This window comes from Streptomyces sp. NPDC033178, from assembly GCF_055577685.1.
The window spans coordinates 318,177-334,559 of sequence record NZ_JBVIPT010000009.1; the positions used below are offsets into that span (position 1 = coordinate 318,177).

Annotated in this window: 14 protein-coding genes and 2 pseudogenes; 4 read left to right on the plus strand and 12 right to left on the minus strand. The window is 69.6% G+C overall.

The window, feature by feature from the left end; all coding sequences use genetic code 11:
* Positions 1-36: 36 nt before the first annotated feature.
* Entirely contained in the window at positions 37-1,074 is a 1,038-nt protein-coding gene (locus ACZ5VQ_RS23920) for an ABC transporter permease (protein WP_469106631.1), read from the plus strand.
* Between the two features lie 114 nt (positions 1,075-1,188).
* Here ACZ5VQ_RS23920 and ACZ5VQ_RS23925 read toward each other — a convergent pair whose 3' ends face one another.
* Positions 1,189-2,271 (minus strand): S1 family peptidase, encoded by a 1,083-nt coding sequence (locus ACZ5VQ_RS23925; protein ID WP_469106632.1) that lies wholly within the window; start codon positions 2,269-2,271, stop codon positions 1,189-1,191.
* Between the two features lie 286 nt (positions 2,272-2,557).
* Positions 2,558-3,550 carry a slipin family protein gene (locus ACZ5VQ_RS23930; protein ID WP_469106633.1) on the minus strand — a complete coding sequence of 331 codons (993 nt, stop codon included), beginning with the start codon at positions 3,548-3,550 and terminating at the stop codon, positions 2,558-2,560.
* A gap of 89 nt (positions 3,551-3,639) precedes the next feature.
* Here ACZ5VQ_RS23930 and ACZ5VQ_RS23935 point away from each other — a divergent pair, with 89 nt between their 5' ends.
* Positions 3,640-4,521: an alpha/beta fold hydrolase gene (locus ACZ5VQ_RS23935; RefSeq protein WP_469106634.1), complete on the plus strand. Its 882-nt coding sequence runs from the start codon at positions 3,640-3,642 to the stop codon at positions 4,519-4,521.
* Positions 4,522-4,602: 81 nt separating this feature from the next.
* Here the strand turns inward: ACZ5VQ_RS23935 and ACZ5VQ_RS23940 are convergent, their stop codons facing one another.
* The 8 genes and pseudogenes from ACZ5VQ_RS23940 to ACZ5VQ_RS23975 all read right to left on the minus strand — a co-directional run.
* Positions 4,603-5,301, minus strand: coding sequence for a hypothetical protein (locus ACZ5VQ_RS23940; protein WP_469106635.1), 699 nt, complete (start codon positions 5,299-5,301; stop codon positions 4,603-4,605).
* Positions 5,302-5,444: 143 nt separating this feature from the next.
* Positions 5,445-6,350: a S1 family peptidase gene (locus ACZ5VQ_RS23945; protein WP_469106636.1), complete on the minus strand. Its 906-nt coding sequence runs from the start codon at positions 6,348-6,350 to the stop codon at positions 5,445-5,447.
* Between the two features lie 237 nt (positions 6,351-6,587).
* Positions 6,588-7,388 (minus strand): DUF1684 domain-containing protein, encoded by an 801-nt coding sequence (locus tag ACZ5VQ_RS23950; protein ID WP_469106637.1) that lies wholly within the window; start codon positions 7,386-7,388, stop codon positions 6,588-6,590.
* 150 nt (positions 7,389-7,538) lie between these two features.
* A complete protein-coding gene (locus tag ACZ5VQ_RS23955; protein ID WP_469106638.1) occupies positions 7,539-8,510 on the minus strand; it encodes an ABC transporter substrate-binding protein in 972 nt (323 codons plus the stop codon).
* A 53-nt stretch (positions 8,511-8,563) separates the two neighbouring features.
* Positions 8,564-9,358, minus strand: a complete 795-nt coding sequence (locus ACZ5VQ_RS23960) for an amino acid ABC transporter ATP-binding protein (RefSeq protein ID WP_325176303.1) — start codon at positions 9,356-9,358, stop codon at positions 8,564-8,566.
* Entirely contained in the window at positions 9,355-10,236 is an 882-nt protein-coding gene (locus ACZ5VQ_RS23965; RefSeq protein WP_469106639.1) for an amino acid ABC transporter permease, read from the minus strand. Before ACZ5VQ_RS23965 ends, ACZ5VQ_RS23960 begins: the two co-directional genes overlap by 4 nt.
* Positions 10,237-10,291: 55 nt before the next feature.
* Positions 10,292-12,118 carry an FAD/NAD(P)-binding protein gene (locus ACZ5VQ_RS23970; RefSeq protein WP_469106640.1) on the minus strand — a complete coding sequence of 609 codons (1,827 nt, stop codon included), beginning with the start codon at positions 12,116-12,118 and terminating at the stop codon, positions 10,292-10,294.
* A gap of 17 nt (positions 12,119-12,135) precedes the next feature.
* Positions 12,136-12,333 (minus strand): annotated as a pseudogene (locus ACZ5VQ_RS23975) (amino acid ABC transporter permease); the annotation flags it as partial.
* 487 nt (positions 12,334-12,820) lie between these two features.
* Between ACZ5VQ_RS23975 and ACZ5VQ_RS23980 the strand changes: the two are divergent.
* Positions 12,821-13,081 (plus strand): annotated as a pseudogene (locus ACZ5VQ_RS23980) (ABC transporter substrate-binding protein); the annotation flags it as partial.
* A gap of 93 nt (positions 13,082-13,174) precedes the next feature.
* Here ACZ5VQ_RS23980 and ACZ5VQ_RS23985 read toward each other — a convergent pair.
* The gene (locus tag ACZ5VQ_RS23985; protein ID WP_469106641.1) at positions 13,175-14,347 is read right to left on the minus strand and encodes a DUF5685 family protein; all 1,173 of its coding nucleotides are present in this window, start codon (positions 14,345-14,347) and stop codon (positions 13,175-13,177) included.
* A 288-nt stretch (positions 14,348-14,635) separates the two neighbouring features.
* On the opposite strand from ACZ5VQ_RS23985, the gene ACZ5VQ_RS23990 reads away from it, so the two are divergent.
* Entirely contained in the window at positions 14,636-15,079 is a 444-nt protein-coding gene (locus ACZ5VQ_RS23990) for a cell division protein SepF (protein ID WP_143635919.1), read from the plus strand.
* A 49-nt stretch (positions 15,080-15,128) separates the two neighbouring features.
* On the opposite strand, the gene ACZ5VQ_RS23995 is transcribed toward ACZ5VQ_RS23990, so the two are convergent.
* On the minus strand, positions 15,129-16,301 hold the full coding sequence (locus tag ACZ5VQ_RS23995) for an acyl-CoA dehydrogenase family protein (protein ID WP_469106684.1): 1,173 nt from the start codon (positions 16,299-16,301) through the stop codon (positions 15,129-15,131).
* Between the last annotated feature and the right edge of the window lie 82 nt (positions 16,302-16,383).

Genomic DNA, 16,383 nt, shown 5'->3' on the forward strand with positions numbered 1-16,383 from the left:
CCTGCGCAAACGCCGGGCGGCTCGGACCGTGGGGGCATGACACAGACAGCCGGGGCCCCACGCCGAACCTTCCTCGAAGAGGTGAAGGACGGAGTCACTCCGCGGGCCACGCTGCTCGTCATCGGTGTGGTCGCCCTGCAACTGCTCTTCATCGCCTCCTATGTGGGGGCGCTGCACAACCCGAAACCGAAGGACGTGGCGTTCGGGGTGGTCGCCCCGGGAGCCGCCGCGGACCAGGCGGTGACCCGTCTGAAGCAGCTCCCCGGCAAGCCCCTGGACCCTCGCGCGCTCCCTGACCGGGAGACGGCACGCGATCAGATCGTGAACCGCGACATCGACGGCGCCCTTGTGATCGACCCGGCGGGCACCACCGACACCCTGCTGGTCGCGTCCGGCGGCGGCAAGGTCCTGACCAGCGCACTGATCGCGCTCGTCACCGGGCTGGAGAAGGACCAGGGGCGCGCGGTGAGAACCGTCGACGTGGTCCCGGCCGACACGCAGGACGCCAACGGGCTCACCACCTTCTACCTGGTCGTCGGCTGGTGCGTGGGCGGCTATCTGTGCGCGTCGGCGTTGGCGATCAGCGCGGGCGCACGGCCGGCCAACCCCCGGCGCGCGACGATCCGGCTCGCCGCCATGGCTCTGTTCGCGATCGTCGGCGGACTCGGCGGCGCGCTCATCGTCGGACCGGTCCTGGGAGCCCTGCTGGGCAGCGTCTGGGCCCTCTGGGGTCTCGGCGCGCTGATCACCTTCGCGGTGGGAGCGGCCACGCTCGCGTTCCAGTGCCTCTTCGGGATCGTCGGCATCGGAGTGGCCGTCCTGCTGATCGTGATCCTGGGCAACCCGAGCGCGGGCGGCGCCCTTCCGCCCCCGATGCTCCCGCCCTTCTGGAGGGCGATCGGCCCCGCCCTCCCCCCGGGCGCCGGCACCTGGACGGCCCGCTCGATCGCCTACTTCAAGGGCAACGACACGACAGCCTCGCTCCTGGTCCTCTCGGCCTGGGCGGCAGTCGGCAGCGCGGTCACACTCATCGCGGGCTCGCTACGGAGCAAGGCTCAGCCCCGTAGCTCTTAGGGGCGCGGGGAACTGCGCACCCCGCCTCGGCCGGCCCGCACGAAGCACCCGACCCGAAAAGCCCCGCCCCCGCGCGAGCGGGAGCGGGGCTTTCGGAGACCCGCGACGGAACCGTCAGCCGATCTCGGTACCCGTGGCGGACAGCGCCTCGGTGACCGGCTGGAAGAACGTCTCCCCACCGGAGGTGCAGTCCCCGCTGCCACCAGACGTGAGTCCGATCGCGCTGCTGCCCGAGAACAGCGACCCGCCGCTGTCACCCGGCTCCGCGCACACGTCGGTCTGGATGAGCCCGTTCACGATGTCGCCGTTGCCGTAGTTCACGGTGGCGTCAAGACCGGTCACCGACCCGTCGTGCACCTGGGTGGTGGACCCGCTGCGGGTGACCTCCATCCCGACGGTCGCCTCCGCCGCACCCGTGATCTCCTGAGCGGAACCGTTGTAGAGGTTCACCTCGCTCGGGTGGTCCACGTCCGCGGTGTACTTCACCAGGCCGTAGTCGTTGTCGGGGAAGCTGGAGTCCGCGTTCTCACCGATCTCGGTGCCGGACGAGTCGGACCAGTTGGTGATGCCCTCGGTGCAGTGCCCGGCGGTGAGGAAGAACGGCTCGCCGCCCTTGACCACGTTGAAGCCGAGCGAGCAGCGGCCGCTGCCGCCGGTGATGGCGTCACCGCCGGCGATGAAGGGCTTGAACTCCCCCTTCGTGGTCTTGAGTTCGGCCTTGGCGCCGAGCCCGTCGACGACCTTGGTCAGCTGCGCCAGCTTCGCGCCCTTGACCGTACGGTCCGCGGTGACGACGACCTTGTTCGTCGCCGGGTCGACCGCCCACGAGGTGCCGGGGATGGTCGCGTCCTGCTTCAGCGTCGTACGGGCGCCCTTCAGTTCGGCGAGGGAGTTCTCGACGATTCTGGCCTTGGCGCCGGCCGACTCGACGGTCTCGGCCGCGGCCTCGTCGAGCACGTTGACGACGAGGCTCTTCGCCTTCGCGTCGTAATACGTTCCCGCCGCGTCCGTGCCGAGGTCCTTGCCGAGCGTCGAGGCGAGCTTTCCGGCCGCCGTAACCGAGAGGGTCTTGAGCTCGGGAGCGGGTGCGGTCTCACTCGCGTTCGCACTCTGCAAGGTGACTCCCGCGGCGACCAGTGCGGCGATGCCCGCACCTGCCACGGCCGCCCGCCGCTTGGGTATGCGTCGGTGCTTCAACTTGTGTCCTCCTGTGGGGGGTCGGAAACGGCGGCCGTGGGGGGCCACCGGGACCGAAAGGTGTACGGACATGGGCCCGACTCACAATAAAAGCCGCGTCCATGCCAACGGACGCCGCCCACTATTCCGAGGCCGTACGGGAGCACACAAGGTCGACTTCAGGACGCGCGTGCCACAACGGACGCGCGCCCCCGCATGGTTGACGCGCGTTGACAAGTAGCCGTCTCACCACGTCGATTCCCATAGCAAACACTACGAGCGAGTAACTAACGGCAGCCTGTGAGGTCTAGTCCTGTCCGGATTTCGACCCTCCGAAGCCCGGATCCAACGGTGTCTCGACGGGCGGGAGTTGCTCCTGCATCGATTGCTGCCACTGCGCCAACAGCTGTTGCGCCTGCGTCGAGAGCTCCTGCGGCTGGATCGGACGCTGCTGCGCCTCGGGCAACGACGGCTGTGTCTGAGCCGTTTGGTCCGAAGGCTGCTGCACCTGGGGCGCGGGAGGCGCCGCCTGTTGCGCCGGCTGCTGCGCCCGCTCCAGGAACCGCAGCAACTCGACGGGGAAGGGCAGGACGAGCGTGGAGTTCTTCTCGGCCGCGACCGCCACCACGGTCTGCAGCAGCCGGAGTTGGAGCGCGGCGGGCTGCTCGGACATCACTCCGGCGGCTTCCGCCAGTTTCTTGGAGGCCTGGAGCTCGGCGTCGGCGTTGATGACCCGGGCCCGTCGCTCACGGTCGGCCTCCGCCTGCCGGGCCATCGACCGCTTCATCGTCTCCGGCAGCGACACGTCCTTGATCTCGACGCGGTCGATCGAGACGCCCCACTCCACGGCAGGGCTGTCGATCATCAGCTCCAGGCCCTGGTTGAGCTTCTCGCGGTCGGCGAGCAGATCGTCCAGCTCGCTCTTGCCGATGATCGAGCGCAGCGACGTCTGCGCCATCTGCGAGACCGCGAAGCGGTAGTCCTCGACCCGGATGACCGCGTCCGCGGCGGACACCACCTTGAAGTAGACGACGGCGTCTACCCGCACCGTGACGTTGTCCCGGGTGATGCCCTCCTGCGCGGGTACCGGCATCGTCACGATCTGCATGTTGACCTTCTGGAGCCGGTCCACGAAGGGCACGATCATGGTGAATCCCGGACCACGCACCCCGGATCGCAGTTTGCCGAGGCGGAGCACCACGCCCCGTTCGTACTGTTTGACGACGCGGGCCGCCGCCATCGCGTACACCGTTCCGACGGACGCGAGAGCCACTCCCGCCGTCACCAGCTCCTCGATCATTACGACCCCCAGGGTCCGTACCGGGCGCAACAGGTGTGTACTTCGACGGTAACTCCGGCGCGGACGCGAAGGGGAGATGGAGGACCGAGGTGCCGAACGGGATACGGATGCGGGACGGACGACTGCTGGCGTTCGAGGAGTGGGGGGACCCGGACGGCAGCCCGGTGATCCTGCTGCACGGCACACCGGGCTGCCGGCACGGGGCGGTGCCTGCGGAGCTGATGGCCGAGCGTCCCGGGGTGCGGTTCATCGCGTACGACCGGCCGGGGTACGGGGATTCGGACCGCGGTCCCGGACGCCGGGTGGCGCAGGCCGCGCGGGACGTGGCGGCGCTGGCCGACGGGCTCGGGCTCGGGAGGTTCGCGGTGCTCGGCCGCTCGGGCGGTGCCCCGCACGCGCTGGCCTGCGCGGCGCTGCTGCCCTCACGGGTGCGACGGGCGGCGGCGATGGCGAGCCTCGCGCCGCCCGTCGCCGAGGGGCTGAACTGGTTCGACGGGATGGCGAGGTCCAACGTCGAGGAGTTCACGCAGGCGCTCACCGACCCCCTGGAGTTCGCGGACCGGCTCGCCGCCCGGGCCGCCGCGATCCGCGCGGACCCGGCACAGCTCCTCGCGTCGGTCAAGGACGGCCTCACCGACGCCGACCGCCGGATCGTCGCCACCCCGGCCGTGAGCGACATGCTGCTGCGCAACTACCGTGAGGCGCTGCGCGAGTCGGCCTACGGCTGGCTCGACGACACCCTGGCGCTGCTGAGCCACTGGGGCTTCGACCCTGCGCAGATCACCCGCCCCGTGCTGCTGTGGCACGGCGCCGAGGACACCTTCTCGCCGGTGGGCCACTTCGAGTGGCTGGCCGAGCGCATCCCCCGCGCCCGCCCGGTCCTGGACCCGAAGGGCAGCCACTTCTCAGCCCTGGAGGCCCTCCCGGACGTACTGGACTGGCTGTGCGCGACACCACGGACCGACGCCTGACCCGGGCCACCACCTCACGCCCGGGGCCCCTCGCACCCGAGGCCGCCTCACGCCCGGGGCCGCCTCACACCCGGGGCCGCCTCACACCCCGGGCCCCACTATGAGCCCGCTCCCCGCGGCCCCCGGCCGCTCCAGCCGCGCCCCGCGCATCAGGTCCATCACCCGCTCATGGCTGTCGCCCACGGCGTCCGTCACCCGCAGCCGAAGCCGCAACTCGTCGATCTCGTCGACGAACCGCTGGGTGTACGCGCCGTGGGGCGCGGTCTCGTACCCGGTGGCGCCCGGCAGGGGGAAGCCCGCGCCGACGAGCATCTGCCGGTAGTGCTTGCCGTGCACGAGCCCCATGGCGGCGAGTTCCCGCAGCAGCCCCGTGTGGTCGGTCCAGTCCCCGGGAGACCCGTCGTGCGGTACGAGTCGGTACTCCACCCGCTCCACCACGGCGTGCTGCGGACCGCCGTTCAGGATGCCCACCTCCCAGGCGGGCTCGTCCGGGGCGAAGGTGCCGGGCACCCAGGACGCACGCCAGCCCAGCGCGGGCCGTACCGTACGCGCGTACTGCGCCCGGCCGAGCACCGCGGCGAGGGCGACCGCCAGCAGGCTGCCCAGCGCGTCCGTGTCCATCAGCCGCAGCCGCCAGGGCCACTGGCGGCTCAGCTCCCCCGTCACGTTGCCGCGCGTGATCTCCCACAGGAGCACCAGCGCCAGCACCACGAGCAGCGCCAGCGGTGTCGTGAACAGCAGCGGACTGCGGCGTACGTGGCGCTGCCGGTCTGAAGCCACTTCCTTGTTCCCCCGGTCTTTCCACTGCACCCGGGCGGGCCCCCGCGGCCAAGGACGAGCCCCCGCACCGCGAACGGCGGGCGGGGGCTCGTCTGCTGCTGGCTGCAGTCAGGTCACGCGGGTGTCGATGTGTCGCGTACCGGTCAGAATACGTTGACTCCGTAGGCGCCCAGTGCCTCGGTGACCGGCTGGAAGAACGTGGTGCCACCGGAGGTGCAGTTGCCGCTGCCGCCGGAGGTCAGACCGTAGGCGACACCGTTGCTGCCGTAGAGCGGACCGCCGGAGTCGCCGGGCTCGGCGCAGACCGTGGTCTGGATCATGCCGTAGACGATGTCGCCGCCGCCGTAGTTGACGGTCGCGTTCAGCGCGGTGACGCGTCCGGTGCGGGTGCCGGTGGTGGAACCGGTGCGGATGACGTTCGTGCCCACGGCCGGGGTGGCGGCGCTGGTGATGTTCACGCTGCCCGCGGTGCCTTCCTTGGCGATGCTCGTGTTGCTGTACCGGACGAGACCGTAGTCGTTCGTCGGGAAGCTGGATCCCGCGGTCGGCCCGAGGACCGTGGTGCGGCCGGAGTTGGAGTACCAGGTGCCCGCGCCGTCGGTGCAGTGACCGGCGGTCACGAAGTAGTCGGCGCCCGCGCTGTTCTTGACGTTGAAGCCGAGGGAGCAGCGCCAGCTACTCGCATAGATGGCGTCGCCACCCTTGATCAGCTTGTTGAACTTGCCCGGGGTGTACTTGATCTGCAGAGCGCCGGCGTTGGTGCCCGCGGCCCGCTTGATCTTCGCGATCTCGGCCTTGGAGACGGTGCTGTCGACCGTGACGACGACCTTGCCGGTCTTGGCGTCGGTCACCCAGGCGGTGCCCGGCACATCGGCCTTGAGCACCGAGGAGTTGGCGCTCTTCAGCTGGGAGGCGCTGAACGTCTGTGCGTCGCTCGCGTTCGCGGAAGGGATGGTGAATGCGGCCGCGGCCACGAGTCCGGAGGTGACGGCGATCAGCCGGGTCCGTCTCGCTATCCCGCTGCGGGGGGTGGTGCGCTTGGTCCTCACTGTTCGTTCCCTCCAAAGGGAAGTCGGGGGCCCGCGTGGGGTCGGGGCCCGTGAGGCGCACGCCAGAGGCAGAATGCCCGGATTCCGGACAAGCCGTGCCCCTGACAAGGCGCTGGGGGGAGTATTTGGCCGCACACCCGACGGGCGCAAGGGCGCCTTTCGGCCGTGCGGCGTTCAACTTACGTATGTCCCACGGGAGTTGATCTCAACGACGGCAGTGTGTGGATTACGTGCGGATTATCGGAGCAGATTGCGTTCCCCGGCGGCAATCGCCGCGCTCAGGGTATTGCCCGGCGGCGGGAATGGGCAGATGAAGTGGCCTGCGAATGCGCAGGGCGGGAGCAGGGCCCGGTTGAAGTCCACCGTCGTGCGCCCCTCGGTGTCAGGAGCGGCCGGGCGCAGGAACCGGAAGCGATAACTGCCGTTCCCACTCGTCACATCGCCGAAAACAGCCCACAGCGATCCGTCCCCCTGAACCGTCACCTGAAGGGTCAGGTCCTGCCCGTCCAGCCGGAAGGCGAGTTCACCGCCGAGCCCGAGCCCGCGCTCCCGTCCGTCGGCGTTCGCCACACGTACGGTCCGGTCCTCCCCGTACGGCGTGAAACGGCCCGGCACCGACCAGCGTGGATCGTACGGCGTGGCCTCGATGCCCCGGAACGCCCGCCGGGCCGGGGAGGCGGGGTCGAAGTCGCGCACGCCCAGCACCCCTTCGCGTACGAGGACGACGAACCGGCGCTCGCCGTGCGCGACCCGGGCCGTGACGGCCGGACCGGGGTCGGCCCCGAGCCTGACCTCACCGGCGAAGGGCTCCCCGTCCACGAGGAGTCCGTCGGCCGCGTCGGCCGTCAGCACTACCGCGTCACCGTCCGCGGACCACCGGCCGGGCATGTCCGGAAGTAGCCCCTCCGGATAGTCCTCGATCCAGTGGGTGCCGCTGAGCGCGAGCGGGCCGTAGGGCGCGGACACCGTCCCGGTGCGGTGCTCGTGCCAGTGCTTCCAGTCCTCGGACGCGTCCGCCGCCCCGTGTTCCGTCGTCATGTGATCAACCCTTCCACACGGGCTCCGCCCGGCCCGAGGTGTGAGCGCGGCGTCGCGCCGGTGTATTCCGTCCGGCGCGGCGCCGGCGGTCGCGACCTCCCCGGAGCCCCGGCGGTCGCGACCGTCGGGGCTCCGGGATCCCGGGATCTCCTAGATCTTCGGCAGGCCGGGCGGGTTGATCTCCGACTTCGGCACGGCCTCGCTCGACAGGCCCCAGCGCTTGAGCACCCGCCCGTAACTGCCGTCCTCGATCACGTGGTTGACGGCGGCCGCGTACGCGTCGACGAGCCCGCTCCCCTTCTTCGTGGTGGCGGCGATCTTGCCCTGGAGGTCGTCGCCGGCACCGGAGAGCGTGCCGATGATCTGCGACTGCCCTGCCGAGGCCACGTGGTACGCGGCGGACGGGCTGGGGCCCAGGTAGGCGTCGATACGACCCGACTGGAGGGCCAGGTAGTAGTCCGTGTCCTTCTGGAAGTACTTGATGGACACCGGCTTGCGGCCCGCCTTCTCGTTCTGCTTGCTCCAGTCGACGAGGATCTTCTCCTGGTTGGTGCCGGACGAGACGGCGATGGTCTTGCCCGCCACATCCTTGGGACCCTCGATCTTCCAGTCGGTGCCCTTCTTGGCCTCGAACGAGATGTTGTCGAGGCGGTAGGTCGCGAAGTCGTACTTCTCCTTGCGCTCCTCGGTGACCGTGACGTTCGAGAAGACGGCGTCGAACTTGCCGCTGTCGAGACCGACGAAGAGGTTCTCCCAGGAGACCTCGTCGTTGTCGAGCTTCAGTCCGAGGGTGTCGGCGACGAGGGTCGCGAGGTCGATCTCGGAACCGATTCTGGTCTTGTCGTCGGTCGCGTAGAAGCCGAGTGGCGGCGAGGCGTCGGCGCTCTGGCCGAGCTTCAGCGTGCCGCGCCCCCGGATCGCAGCCGGGACGAGCGCGGCGATGTCGTCGACCTTCTTGCCGCGGATCCGGTTCTGGTCCGGGCCGATGTTGACGTCGCCGACCTTCTTGGTGCCGGAGCCGCCCGTCCCGGTCGCCGCGTCGCTGTCACCGCCGCAGGCGCTGAGCAGGGGGGCGACGACGAGGGCGGCGACGGAGGCGGCGAGGGTACGTCGGGATATCACGGGTGAACTCCTGGTGTGGGAAGAGAGGTTGGAACGATCGGACAGCTGCCGGTTCAGAGAACCTTGGAGAGGAAGGCACGGGTGCGTTCGTGCCGCGGCCGGTCGAGTACGTCGCCGGGGGTGCCCTGTTCGACGATGCGGCCGTCGTCCATGAAGACGACGGTGTCGGCGACCTCGCGGGCGAAACCGATCTCGTGCGTGACGACGATCATCGTGGTGCCCTGATGGGCCAGGTCCTTGATGACGTCGAGGACTTCGCCGACCAGCTCGGGGTCGAGCGCGGACGTCGGCTCGTCGAAGAGCAGCAGTTTCGGCTCCAGGGCGAGCGCGCGGGCGATGGCCACGCGCTGCTGCTGTCCGCCGGAGAGCTGCTTCGGGTAGGCGTCGGCCTTGTCGGCGAGTCCGACCCGGTCGAGCAGCCCGCGCGCGGTCCCGGTGACGTCCTTGCGGGACCGCTTCAGCGCGGAGACCGGGGCCTCGACGATGTTCTCCAGCACCGTGAGATGCGGGAAGAGGTTGAAGTTCTGGAAGACGAACCCGATCCGGGTGCGCTGCCTGAGGATTTCCCGCTCGCGCAGTTCGTACAGCTTGTCGCCGGAGCGCCGGTAGCCGACCAGCGAGCCGTCCACGCTGATCCACCCCTGGTCGACCTTCTCCAGGTGGTTGATGGTCCGCAGCAGCGTGGACTTGCCGGAGCCGGACGGGCCGAGGATGACGGTGACCTCACCGGTCCGCACCTCCAGGTCGACGCCCTTGAGGACTTCCAGCGAACCGAAGCTCTTGTGCACGGACTTGATGTCGACCATGGGGGCGGCGGCCGCCCCGTCCTTGGTCAGCGGCGCGCTCATCGGGTGCTTCCCTTCGCGAAGTGCCGTTCGACGTAGTGCTGGAGGACCGAGAGCGCGGTGGTCAGGAGGATGTACCAGGCCGTCGCGACCATGAGCAGCGGTACGACCCGGCCGTTGCGTCCGTAGATGACCTGGACCTGGTAGAAGAGCTCGCCGATCGCCATGACGGAGACGATCGAGGTGCCCTTGAAGAGGGAGATCACCTCGTTGGCGGCGTTCGGCAGGATGGAGCGCATCGCCTGCGGCAGCACGATCCGCCGGATCTGCCGCAGCCTGGGGATGCCGAGCGCGGCGGCCGCCTCCAACTGCCCGCTGTCGACGGACAGTACGCCGCCGCGCACGATCTCCGCGGCGTACGCGGCCTGGTGCAGGGCCAGCCCCAGCACGGCCGCGCTCATCGCGCCGACCAGGCCCATCGTGTCGAAGGAGAAGAAGCCGGGCCCGAAGGGGATGCCGAACTCCAACTCCTTGTAGAGGTAGGCGAGGTTGAACCAGAACAGCAGCTGCACGATCAGCGGGATCGACCGGAACGCCCAGATGTACGCGAAGGAGACGGCCTTCAGGAACGGGCTGGCCGACAGCCGCATGAACGCGAGGACGATGCCGAGCGCGAAGCCCAACGCCGTCCCGTAGAAGGTGAGTTGTAGCGTCACCCAGACCGCCTTGAGGATCACCTCCGCGGTGAAGAACTCGGCGAACACCTCCCACTCCCAGCCGGAGTTGGTGGCGAGCCCGTGGACGAACTGGGCGAGCAGCACGGCGGTCACGATCACCGCGACCCAGCGCCAGGGATGGCGTACGGGCACGACCTTGAGCGCGCCGTAGTCCTCGGGCTCGGCGGATGTTCTGGCAAGGGGTGGATCACTGGTCAGCGACATGGGAGTCCTCTGGGCGAAGGAAACAAGCGGGGGTGCCGGGCGGCGGAGGGTGTGGTTACGCGGCGGCGCTACAGGACAGCGCGCGCAGAAATGCCAGTGCGGCGCGCGCCGTTGCGTCGTTCTGCCGGAAGGCGGGCCCTCCCGTGCGCGGCCGGGTGAACGCACCGGAGCCCCGGGCGTCGGTGTGCGGTCCGAGCGCGAATCGCCGTGGATGCGGGGTGCCGGAGCGGTCGAGGACGCGCCCGTCGACGGGGTCCACGGCGAGCAGCCCCTCGGGGGTCCCCGCGGCCCCTTCGGCGTACAGCTCGCGCAGCAGCGAGTCGCGCGTGCGCTCGACCGTGGGATGCGGCAGCCGCGCCTCGACGAGCGCCCGTGCCTCGACGTACTCCCCCGGCACACCGGCGCTCCCGGCCCGGAAGACACCGTCCGCGGCCGACACGGTCATGCCGGCACCCAGGAACCTGAGCACCCCCGACCGGGACAGGGCGAGCATCTGCCGCAGCCGCGGTCCGGGCGGCCCCGACGCCAGATAGCTGAAGAAGCCGTGCCACCAGGACCCGATGTCACCGAGCCGCACCAACTGCCCGTAGACGGACAGGAGTCCGAGGAAGACCGCCATGTCCGGGCTGTGCGAGGAATCGTGACGCCGGGTCAGGTCCCCTTCGATGTAGGCCCGCAGACCGTCCTGGAGTTCGTCGTACGAGGCATGGCGCACCCCGTCCAGCGGATGGTCGAGCGCGGCCGGGTCGAACCGGTCGGCGGTGTCGGGCACGGCCGAGGCGACCAGCGCCTGGATCTCGGCGCTGTCACCGGCCGCGTACTTCTCCTCGAAGTCCGTCCAGGCCATGTCCGTGCGCCCGGGGTGTGCCGTGAACAGCCGGTGGTAGTGCGCGAAACCCAGTTCCTTCTCGACGAGCGGCCACACGTCCCGCCGGAAGTCGAACCCGCCGGGGCGCGCGAGCAAGGCGTCCACCTCGCCCGGCCCGAAGAACCGGGGCAGCGGCGGCCGTTCGCCGGTCCAGTCGTAGCCGATCTTCGAGTGGTACGGAACTCCGCGCCGCGAACCGACGTGCAGCACGGGCTCGCGCCCGGACGGCCGGTACGTCAACTCCCCGTCCGCGCCCGTCTCGTAGCGTCCGCCACGCCCTTCGGTGAGCAGCACCATCAGGTCGACGAAGGCGAGCCCGAAGCCGCGTACGAGCACCGGTTCGCCCGGCGCCAGCGCGGACAGGTCGCTGTCGGCGGTGAAGTCCGGCGGCAGGTGGACGAGATCGTGGGCGCGGGCATACGCGGCCAACTCGCGCTGTTCATCGTCAAGTTCCGCATCGAGGTGGCCGAGCGTGAGGACGACCAGGTCGGCGAGGAGCGGGCGCGGGCGGCCCTCCAGCCACACCTGCTGGCGCCCCTCGCGCGGACCGACGACCCGCAGGGCACGGCGGGCGTGATGGTGGACGCGGATGCCCGGCGGGAGGGCGGCGACGGTCTGCTCGTAGACCCAGCGCATGTACGTGCCCTGCCGTTGCCGGTCCGCGAAGACGCGTCCGTCGAGTGCGGCCCACTCGTGCAGCGTGGGGCCCTCGCGCACCGGTCCGGCCATGTCGACCGTCTCGTCGGTGAACATCGTGACGTCCTGCGCCTCGGAGTTCATCCACAGCAGCGGTGACTGAGCCTCGCGCCAGATACGGCCGCCGCCCGGCGGGTAGGGGTCGACGAGATGGATGTCGAGCCCCTCCGAACCGTCCCAGCTGCCGCCCGAATCACCGGAACCACCCGAACTCCCGTACAACTCGGGCGCGTTGGCGGCGATCCGCTCCAGGAGGCCGGTCCCCCGCGGCCCGGCTCCCACGATCACCAGCGAGGGGCGTACAGCGACCTGACTCATCGCTTGCGCTCCGAACGTACCGAGGCGGACGTGAAGTGGTCACCGACGACGTCCCACTGGAAAGCCTCGTTGCGGACGACGGAGTTGACGGCGAGCCCGAACAGGATCAGGACGACGCCGGCGGCGGTCCACTGGCCGAGGCGGCGGCGGGGGACGATGCGCAGGGGCACCGCGTCCTGCGGCGCGGCCACCTTGGTAAGGGTGTGCGAGGACATGCGAAGGCTCCGTGAAACGTCGAGTCGAACACGGGTGGTGCCTTCACACGGGTCACGCGGAACACACGACGCCACGAGGGCGTCGTACGGCGTGTACGGCCGAGCCCCTCAGCAGGGCCGTCCACCGAGACTACGGGTGCGTTTCCCCTCGCTGTCAAGGCCGTCCACACTGTGAGCCGTACGTCTCACGCCAGTTGACGCCAAACCGGATGCCTGTTCCACTTGCTCCCATGCATCCGCAGCAGTGGCTGGTCAAGCGCTCCCACATCGACTTCGGTCGAGTGTGGTCCTCTTCCTGTTGAGCTGACCCCCTGCGCGCCCGAGCCCTTCATGGGCGGGCGCCTTCTGCGTTTCCCACCTTTCTCCACCCTCTCCACGCCTTCACACGCGCACCCCTCCCCTCGCGCTTCCCAGTTCCCTTCCCGCCTTCTTCCTCTTTGGCTTCCTCTCCCGTCCGCCGTCCTCGTCGGGAGAGTCACTCCTCTGTCGCAGCGGCATCGTGATGAGCACCATCAACGGGCTGCGCCATGCCGTCGCCCAGCAGGAAGGGCTGAAGTTCCTCAACGAGTTCCACCGCCTCGACGTCGGCTTCGCTTTCAAGAAGGGCACGAAACTGGCCCCCGCGTTCCAGGCCGCGGTGAACAGGCTCGTCGCGGACGGCACGTACGACCAGATCCTCAAGAAGTGGGGCACGACCGGCTCGGCGATCGAGAAGACGGAGATCTCACCACCGGAGCACAAGGACTGACCGGCCGTCGGACCTGAACCCGTCAGGCCGAGACCGTCAGCGCGAGACCGTCGGGCCTGAGACCATCGGGCCCGACGGTGACGAACAGGCGGGTCAGCAATTGCAGCCGCAATCGCATCCGCACCCGTCACAGCAGTTCCCGCAGCAGTCACAGCCGTCGCAGCAGTCGTCACAGTTGTCGCACCGCCGGCAGATGCCCTCCTTGCGCTCCCCGCTCCACGGGTCGTCGTACTCGCAGCAGCACATCTGGCACGTACAGGCCAGCCCCATCCACACGGCGCAGCCCGCGAGGAGTCCGCGCCGGTCACGGCGTGGCGGCTCGGGAGGGGGCGGCGGACCGCCGGGCCCGGAGGGGGCGTACGGATTGCCCGGCGGCGGCCCGTACAGCTCCGCCCCCCGGTGCGAGCAGGAGGAGGTTCCGAAGGTACGGTCCACCGAGTTGCGCAGCTCGTGGGCGAGCAGCACGTGCGCCAGCTTCGCGTCCGTGAACTCCGCGTCCCGCAGCGCGAGCCGTATCCCGTGCAGGGCGTCGTCGGCGAGCCGCCGGGCCTCCGGCAGGGGCGTACCGGTGGCGGTCAGCGGATTCCAGGCGCCCGACGCGGCGTCAGTTTCCCTGTCCTCCACGGCGTCCAGGAGGTGCGCGAGCCGTCCGAAGAGCCGGCCGGCCTCGGCGAGCGGCTCCGCGTTGCCGGGCCGTCCGGCCAGGATCGCGGTGTGCGCGAAGGCCGCGGCGGTCGCGGTCTCGGTCGGCTCGGTGACGGTCAGCAGCGGGGTGCCGGGCCCGGCGAGCGCTTCGATACCCACCTGCCGGTCCACGGCGTCGACCAGCACGGCGGTGTCGAAGCCGACGTCGGAACCCGTACGAGCGCCCGCCCGCCCCCAGTTCGTGGCGACCCTGCGGGCCGCGAGTGCCAGGGGCCGACGGGCCAACAGCCCGTCCCCGTCGGCCATGTGGTCGCGCATCTTCGCGGAGGCGAGCACCAGCGAGACGGCGGCGGCGAGCCGGGCTCCCTCACCCTGGGCGACCGAAGCGCTCCGCATTCCGCGCAATGGACAGGGCCCCGCGGTGCGCCGCCATCCTGTGGCGCGATCGGCCTGAGCCTCCGTCAGAACCGATATCAGCAAGCCGTCGTAGTTCGTGACGACCCGTGCGAACTGTCCGTGATCCCCGCGAAGTGCGAGACACAGCCCGCACAAATGCGCCATCCATTGGGTTTTGAGGCTTTCCCCGAGCCGATGACTGCAGGGCCTGACGATTCCGAACACGACGATCCCCCGTGGTGTGTACGACGTTGAGCTGCGGCATCGTACCGACCACCCGTTCACCCGTACGCCCCAGCCGTCACCCGTCCGCCGTGAAGAATCATATTTCACTCTCAGTCAGCAGCGGTGTACGGCACGACCCTTGGGGTACGCGGCCTCTCGACGAATTCGCTGTGCACCAGTACCGTCACGAAACCCCCGCGCGGCGTCTATCCCCTTGGCGCGACATCCGCATCATGCACGACCATGGGGATGCGGAGAAAAGAAAGACCGCTGTGAGAGGAGGCGTCCATGGGATCGGTGCGCAAGGCGAGTGCCTGGCTTGGCCTCGTCGACGACAACGATGACGAGCGTTACTACGACGACGATTACGCAGAAGGGTCCGAGACCGGAGCCAGGGATGCCTGGGTCACGGATCCGCGAGTGAAGGTGGCGTCGGAAGCAGCCGAGGAGAAGGGCCGCCGGATCGGCACGGTCACCCCGGACAGTTTCCGGGACGCCCGTGGCATCGGCGAGCTCTTCCGCGACGGCGTTCCCGTCATCATGAACCTCACGGCCATGGAGGCGGCCGACGCCAAGCGCGTCGTCGACTTCGCGGCCGGCCTGATCTTCGGCCTGCGCGGCTCGATCGAGCGTGTGTCGAACCGGGTTTTCCTGCTGACCCCCGCCGACACCGAAATCGTCAGCGGGGAGCCCGCCGGCCGCCGCGCGGACGGCTTCTTCAACCAGAGCTGAGCAGGGCCGCTCACCGGGCCCGCCTCTCGTCGCCGCGGTAGGAACTCGCCTACCGGAACGCGTCGAGACCGGTGAGCGCCTTGCCCAGTACCAACTGGTGCATCTCGACGGTGCCTTCGTACGTCAGCACCGACTCGAGATTCGTGGCGTGCCGCATCACGGGGTATTCGAGCGAGATTCCGTTGGCGCCGAGAATCGTCCGTGCCGTACGGCAGATGTCGATCGCTTCTCGTACGTTGTTGAGCTTGCCGAAGCTGACCTGCTCGGGACGCAGTCGTCCCGCGTCCATGCGCCGCCCCAGATGGTGGGCGAGCAGAATGCCCTTGTGCAGTTCGACCGCCATGTCGGCGAGTTTGGCCTGGGTGAGCTGGAATCCGCCGATGGGGCGCCCGAACTGCTCGCGCGTCTTGGCGTACTCGACCGCCGCCTCGAAACTGGACCGCGCGGCGCCCATCGCGCCCCACACGATTCCGTACCGGGCGTGCGACAGACAGCTGAGCGGCCCCTTGAGCCCGGTGACCTCCGGCAGAACCGCGTCTGCGGGCAGCCGCACCTCGTCGAGCACCAACTCGCTGGTGACCGAGGCACGCAGTGACCACTTGTGCTTGATCTCGGGCGCGGAGAACCCGGGACGGTCGGTGGGCACGACGAACCCACGGATCCCGTCATCGGTCTGAGCCCACACCACGGCCACGCCCGCCACGGACCCGTTGGTGATCCACATCTTCCGCCCGGTGAGAACCCAGTCGGAGCCGTCCCGCTTTGCGTAGGTACGCATGCCCCCGGGATCGGATCCATGATCGGGCTCGGTGAGCCCAAAGCACCCGATGACCTCGCCGGCGGCCATCCGCGGCAGCCACGTCTGCTTCTGCTCCTCGCTCCCGAAGCGGTGGATGGCGTACATCGCGAGCGATCCCTGCACGGAGACGAGCGAGCGGATCCCCGAGTCGGCGGCCTCCAGCTCCAGACAGGCGAGCCCGTACTGCACGGCGGAGGCCCCGGCACACCCGTACCCGTCGAGCGACATCCCCAGCGCGCCGATCTCCCCCAACTCCCGCGCCAGCTCCCGGATCCCGGGCAACTCACCCTTCTCGTACCACTCGGCCACATACGGCAGCACCCGATCCGCCGCCCAGGCCCGCACGGTCCCCCGGACCGCCAGATCCTCCGCACTCAACAGATCATCGACACCGAGCGGATCAGCGGGATCGAACGGCGGCAGCTTCGATGAAGAGCTCGACGAAAGAGAAGAAGAGGAAGCAGACACGACAGAGGCCTCCGGCACAAAAAACTAGCACTGTTAA

Excerpts from the sequence above, each read along its gene's own strand:
- ACZ5VQ_RS23920 (WP_469106631.1), top strand. The coding sequence starts at position 37 with ATGACACAGACAGCCGGGGCCCCACGCCGAACCTTCCTCGAAGAGGTG.
- ACZ5VQ_RS23930 (WP_469106633.1), bottom strand. The coding sequence starts at position 3,550 with ATGATCGAGGAGCTGGTGACGGCGGGAGTGGCTCTCGCGTCCGTCGGA.
- ACZ5VQ_RS23950 (WP_469106637.1), bottom strand. The coding sequence starts at position 7,388 with ATGACGACGGAACACGGGGCGGCGGACGCGTCCGAGGACTGGAAGCAC.
- ACZ5VQ_RS23960 (WP_325176303.1), bottom strand. The coding sequence starts at position 9,358 with ATGAGCGCGCCGCTGACCAAGGACGGGGCGGCCGCCGCCCCCATGGTC.
- ACZ5VQ_RS23965 (WP_469106639.1), bottom strand. The coding sequence starts at position 10,236 with ATGTCGCTGACCAGTGATCCACCCCTTGCCAGAACATCCGCCGAGCCC.
- ACZ5VQ_RS23970 (WP_469106640.1), bottom strand. The coding sequence starts at position 12,118 with ATGAGTCAGGTCGCTGTACGCCCCTCGCTGGTGATCGTGGGAGCCGGG.
- ACZ5VQ_RS23990 (WP_143635919.1), top strand. The coding sequence starts at position 14,636 with ATGGGATCGGTGCGCAAGGCGAGTGCCTGGCTTGGCCTCGTCGACGAC.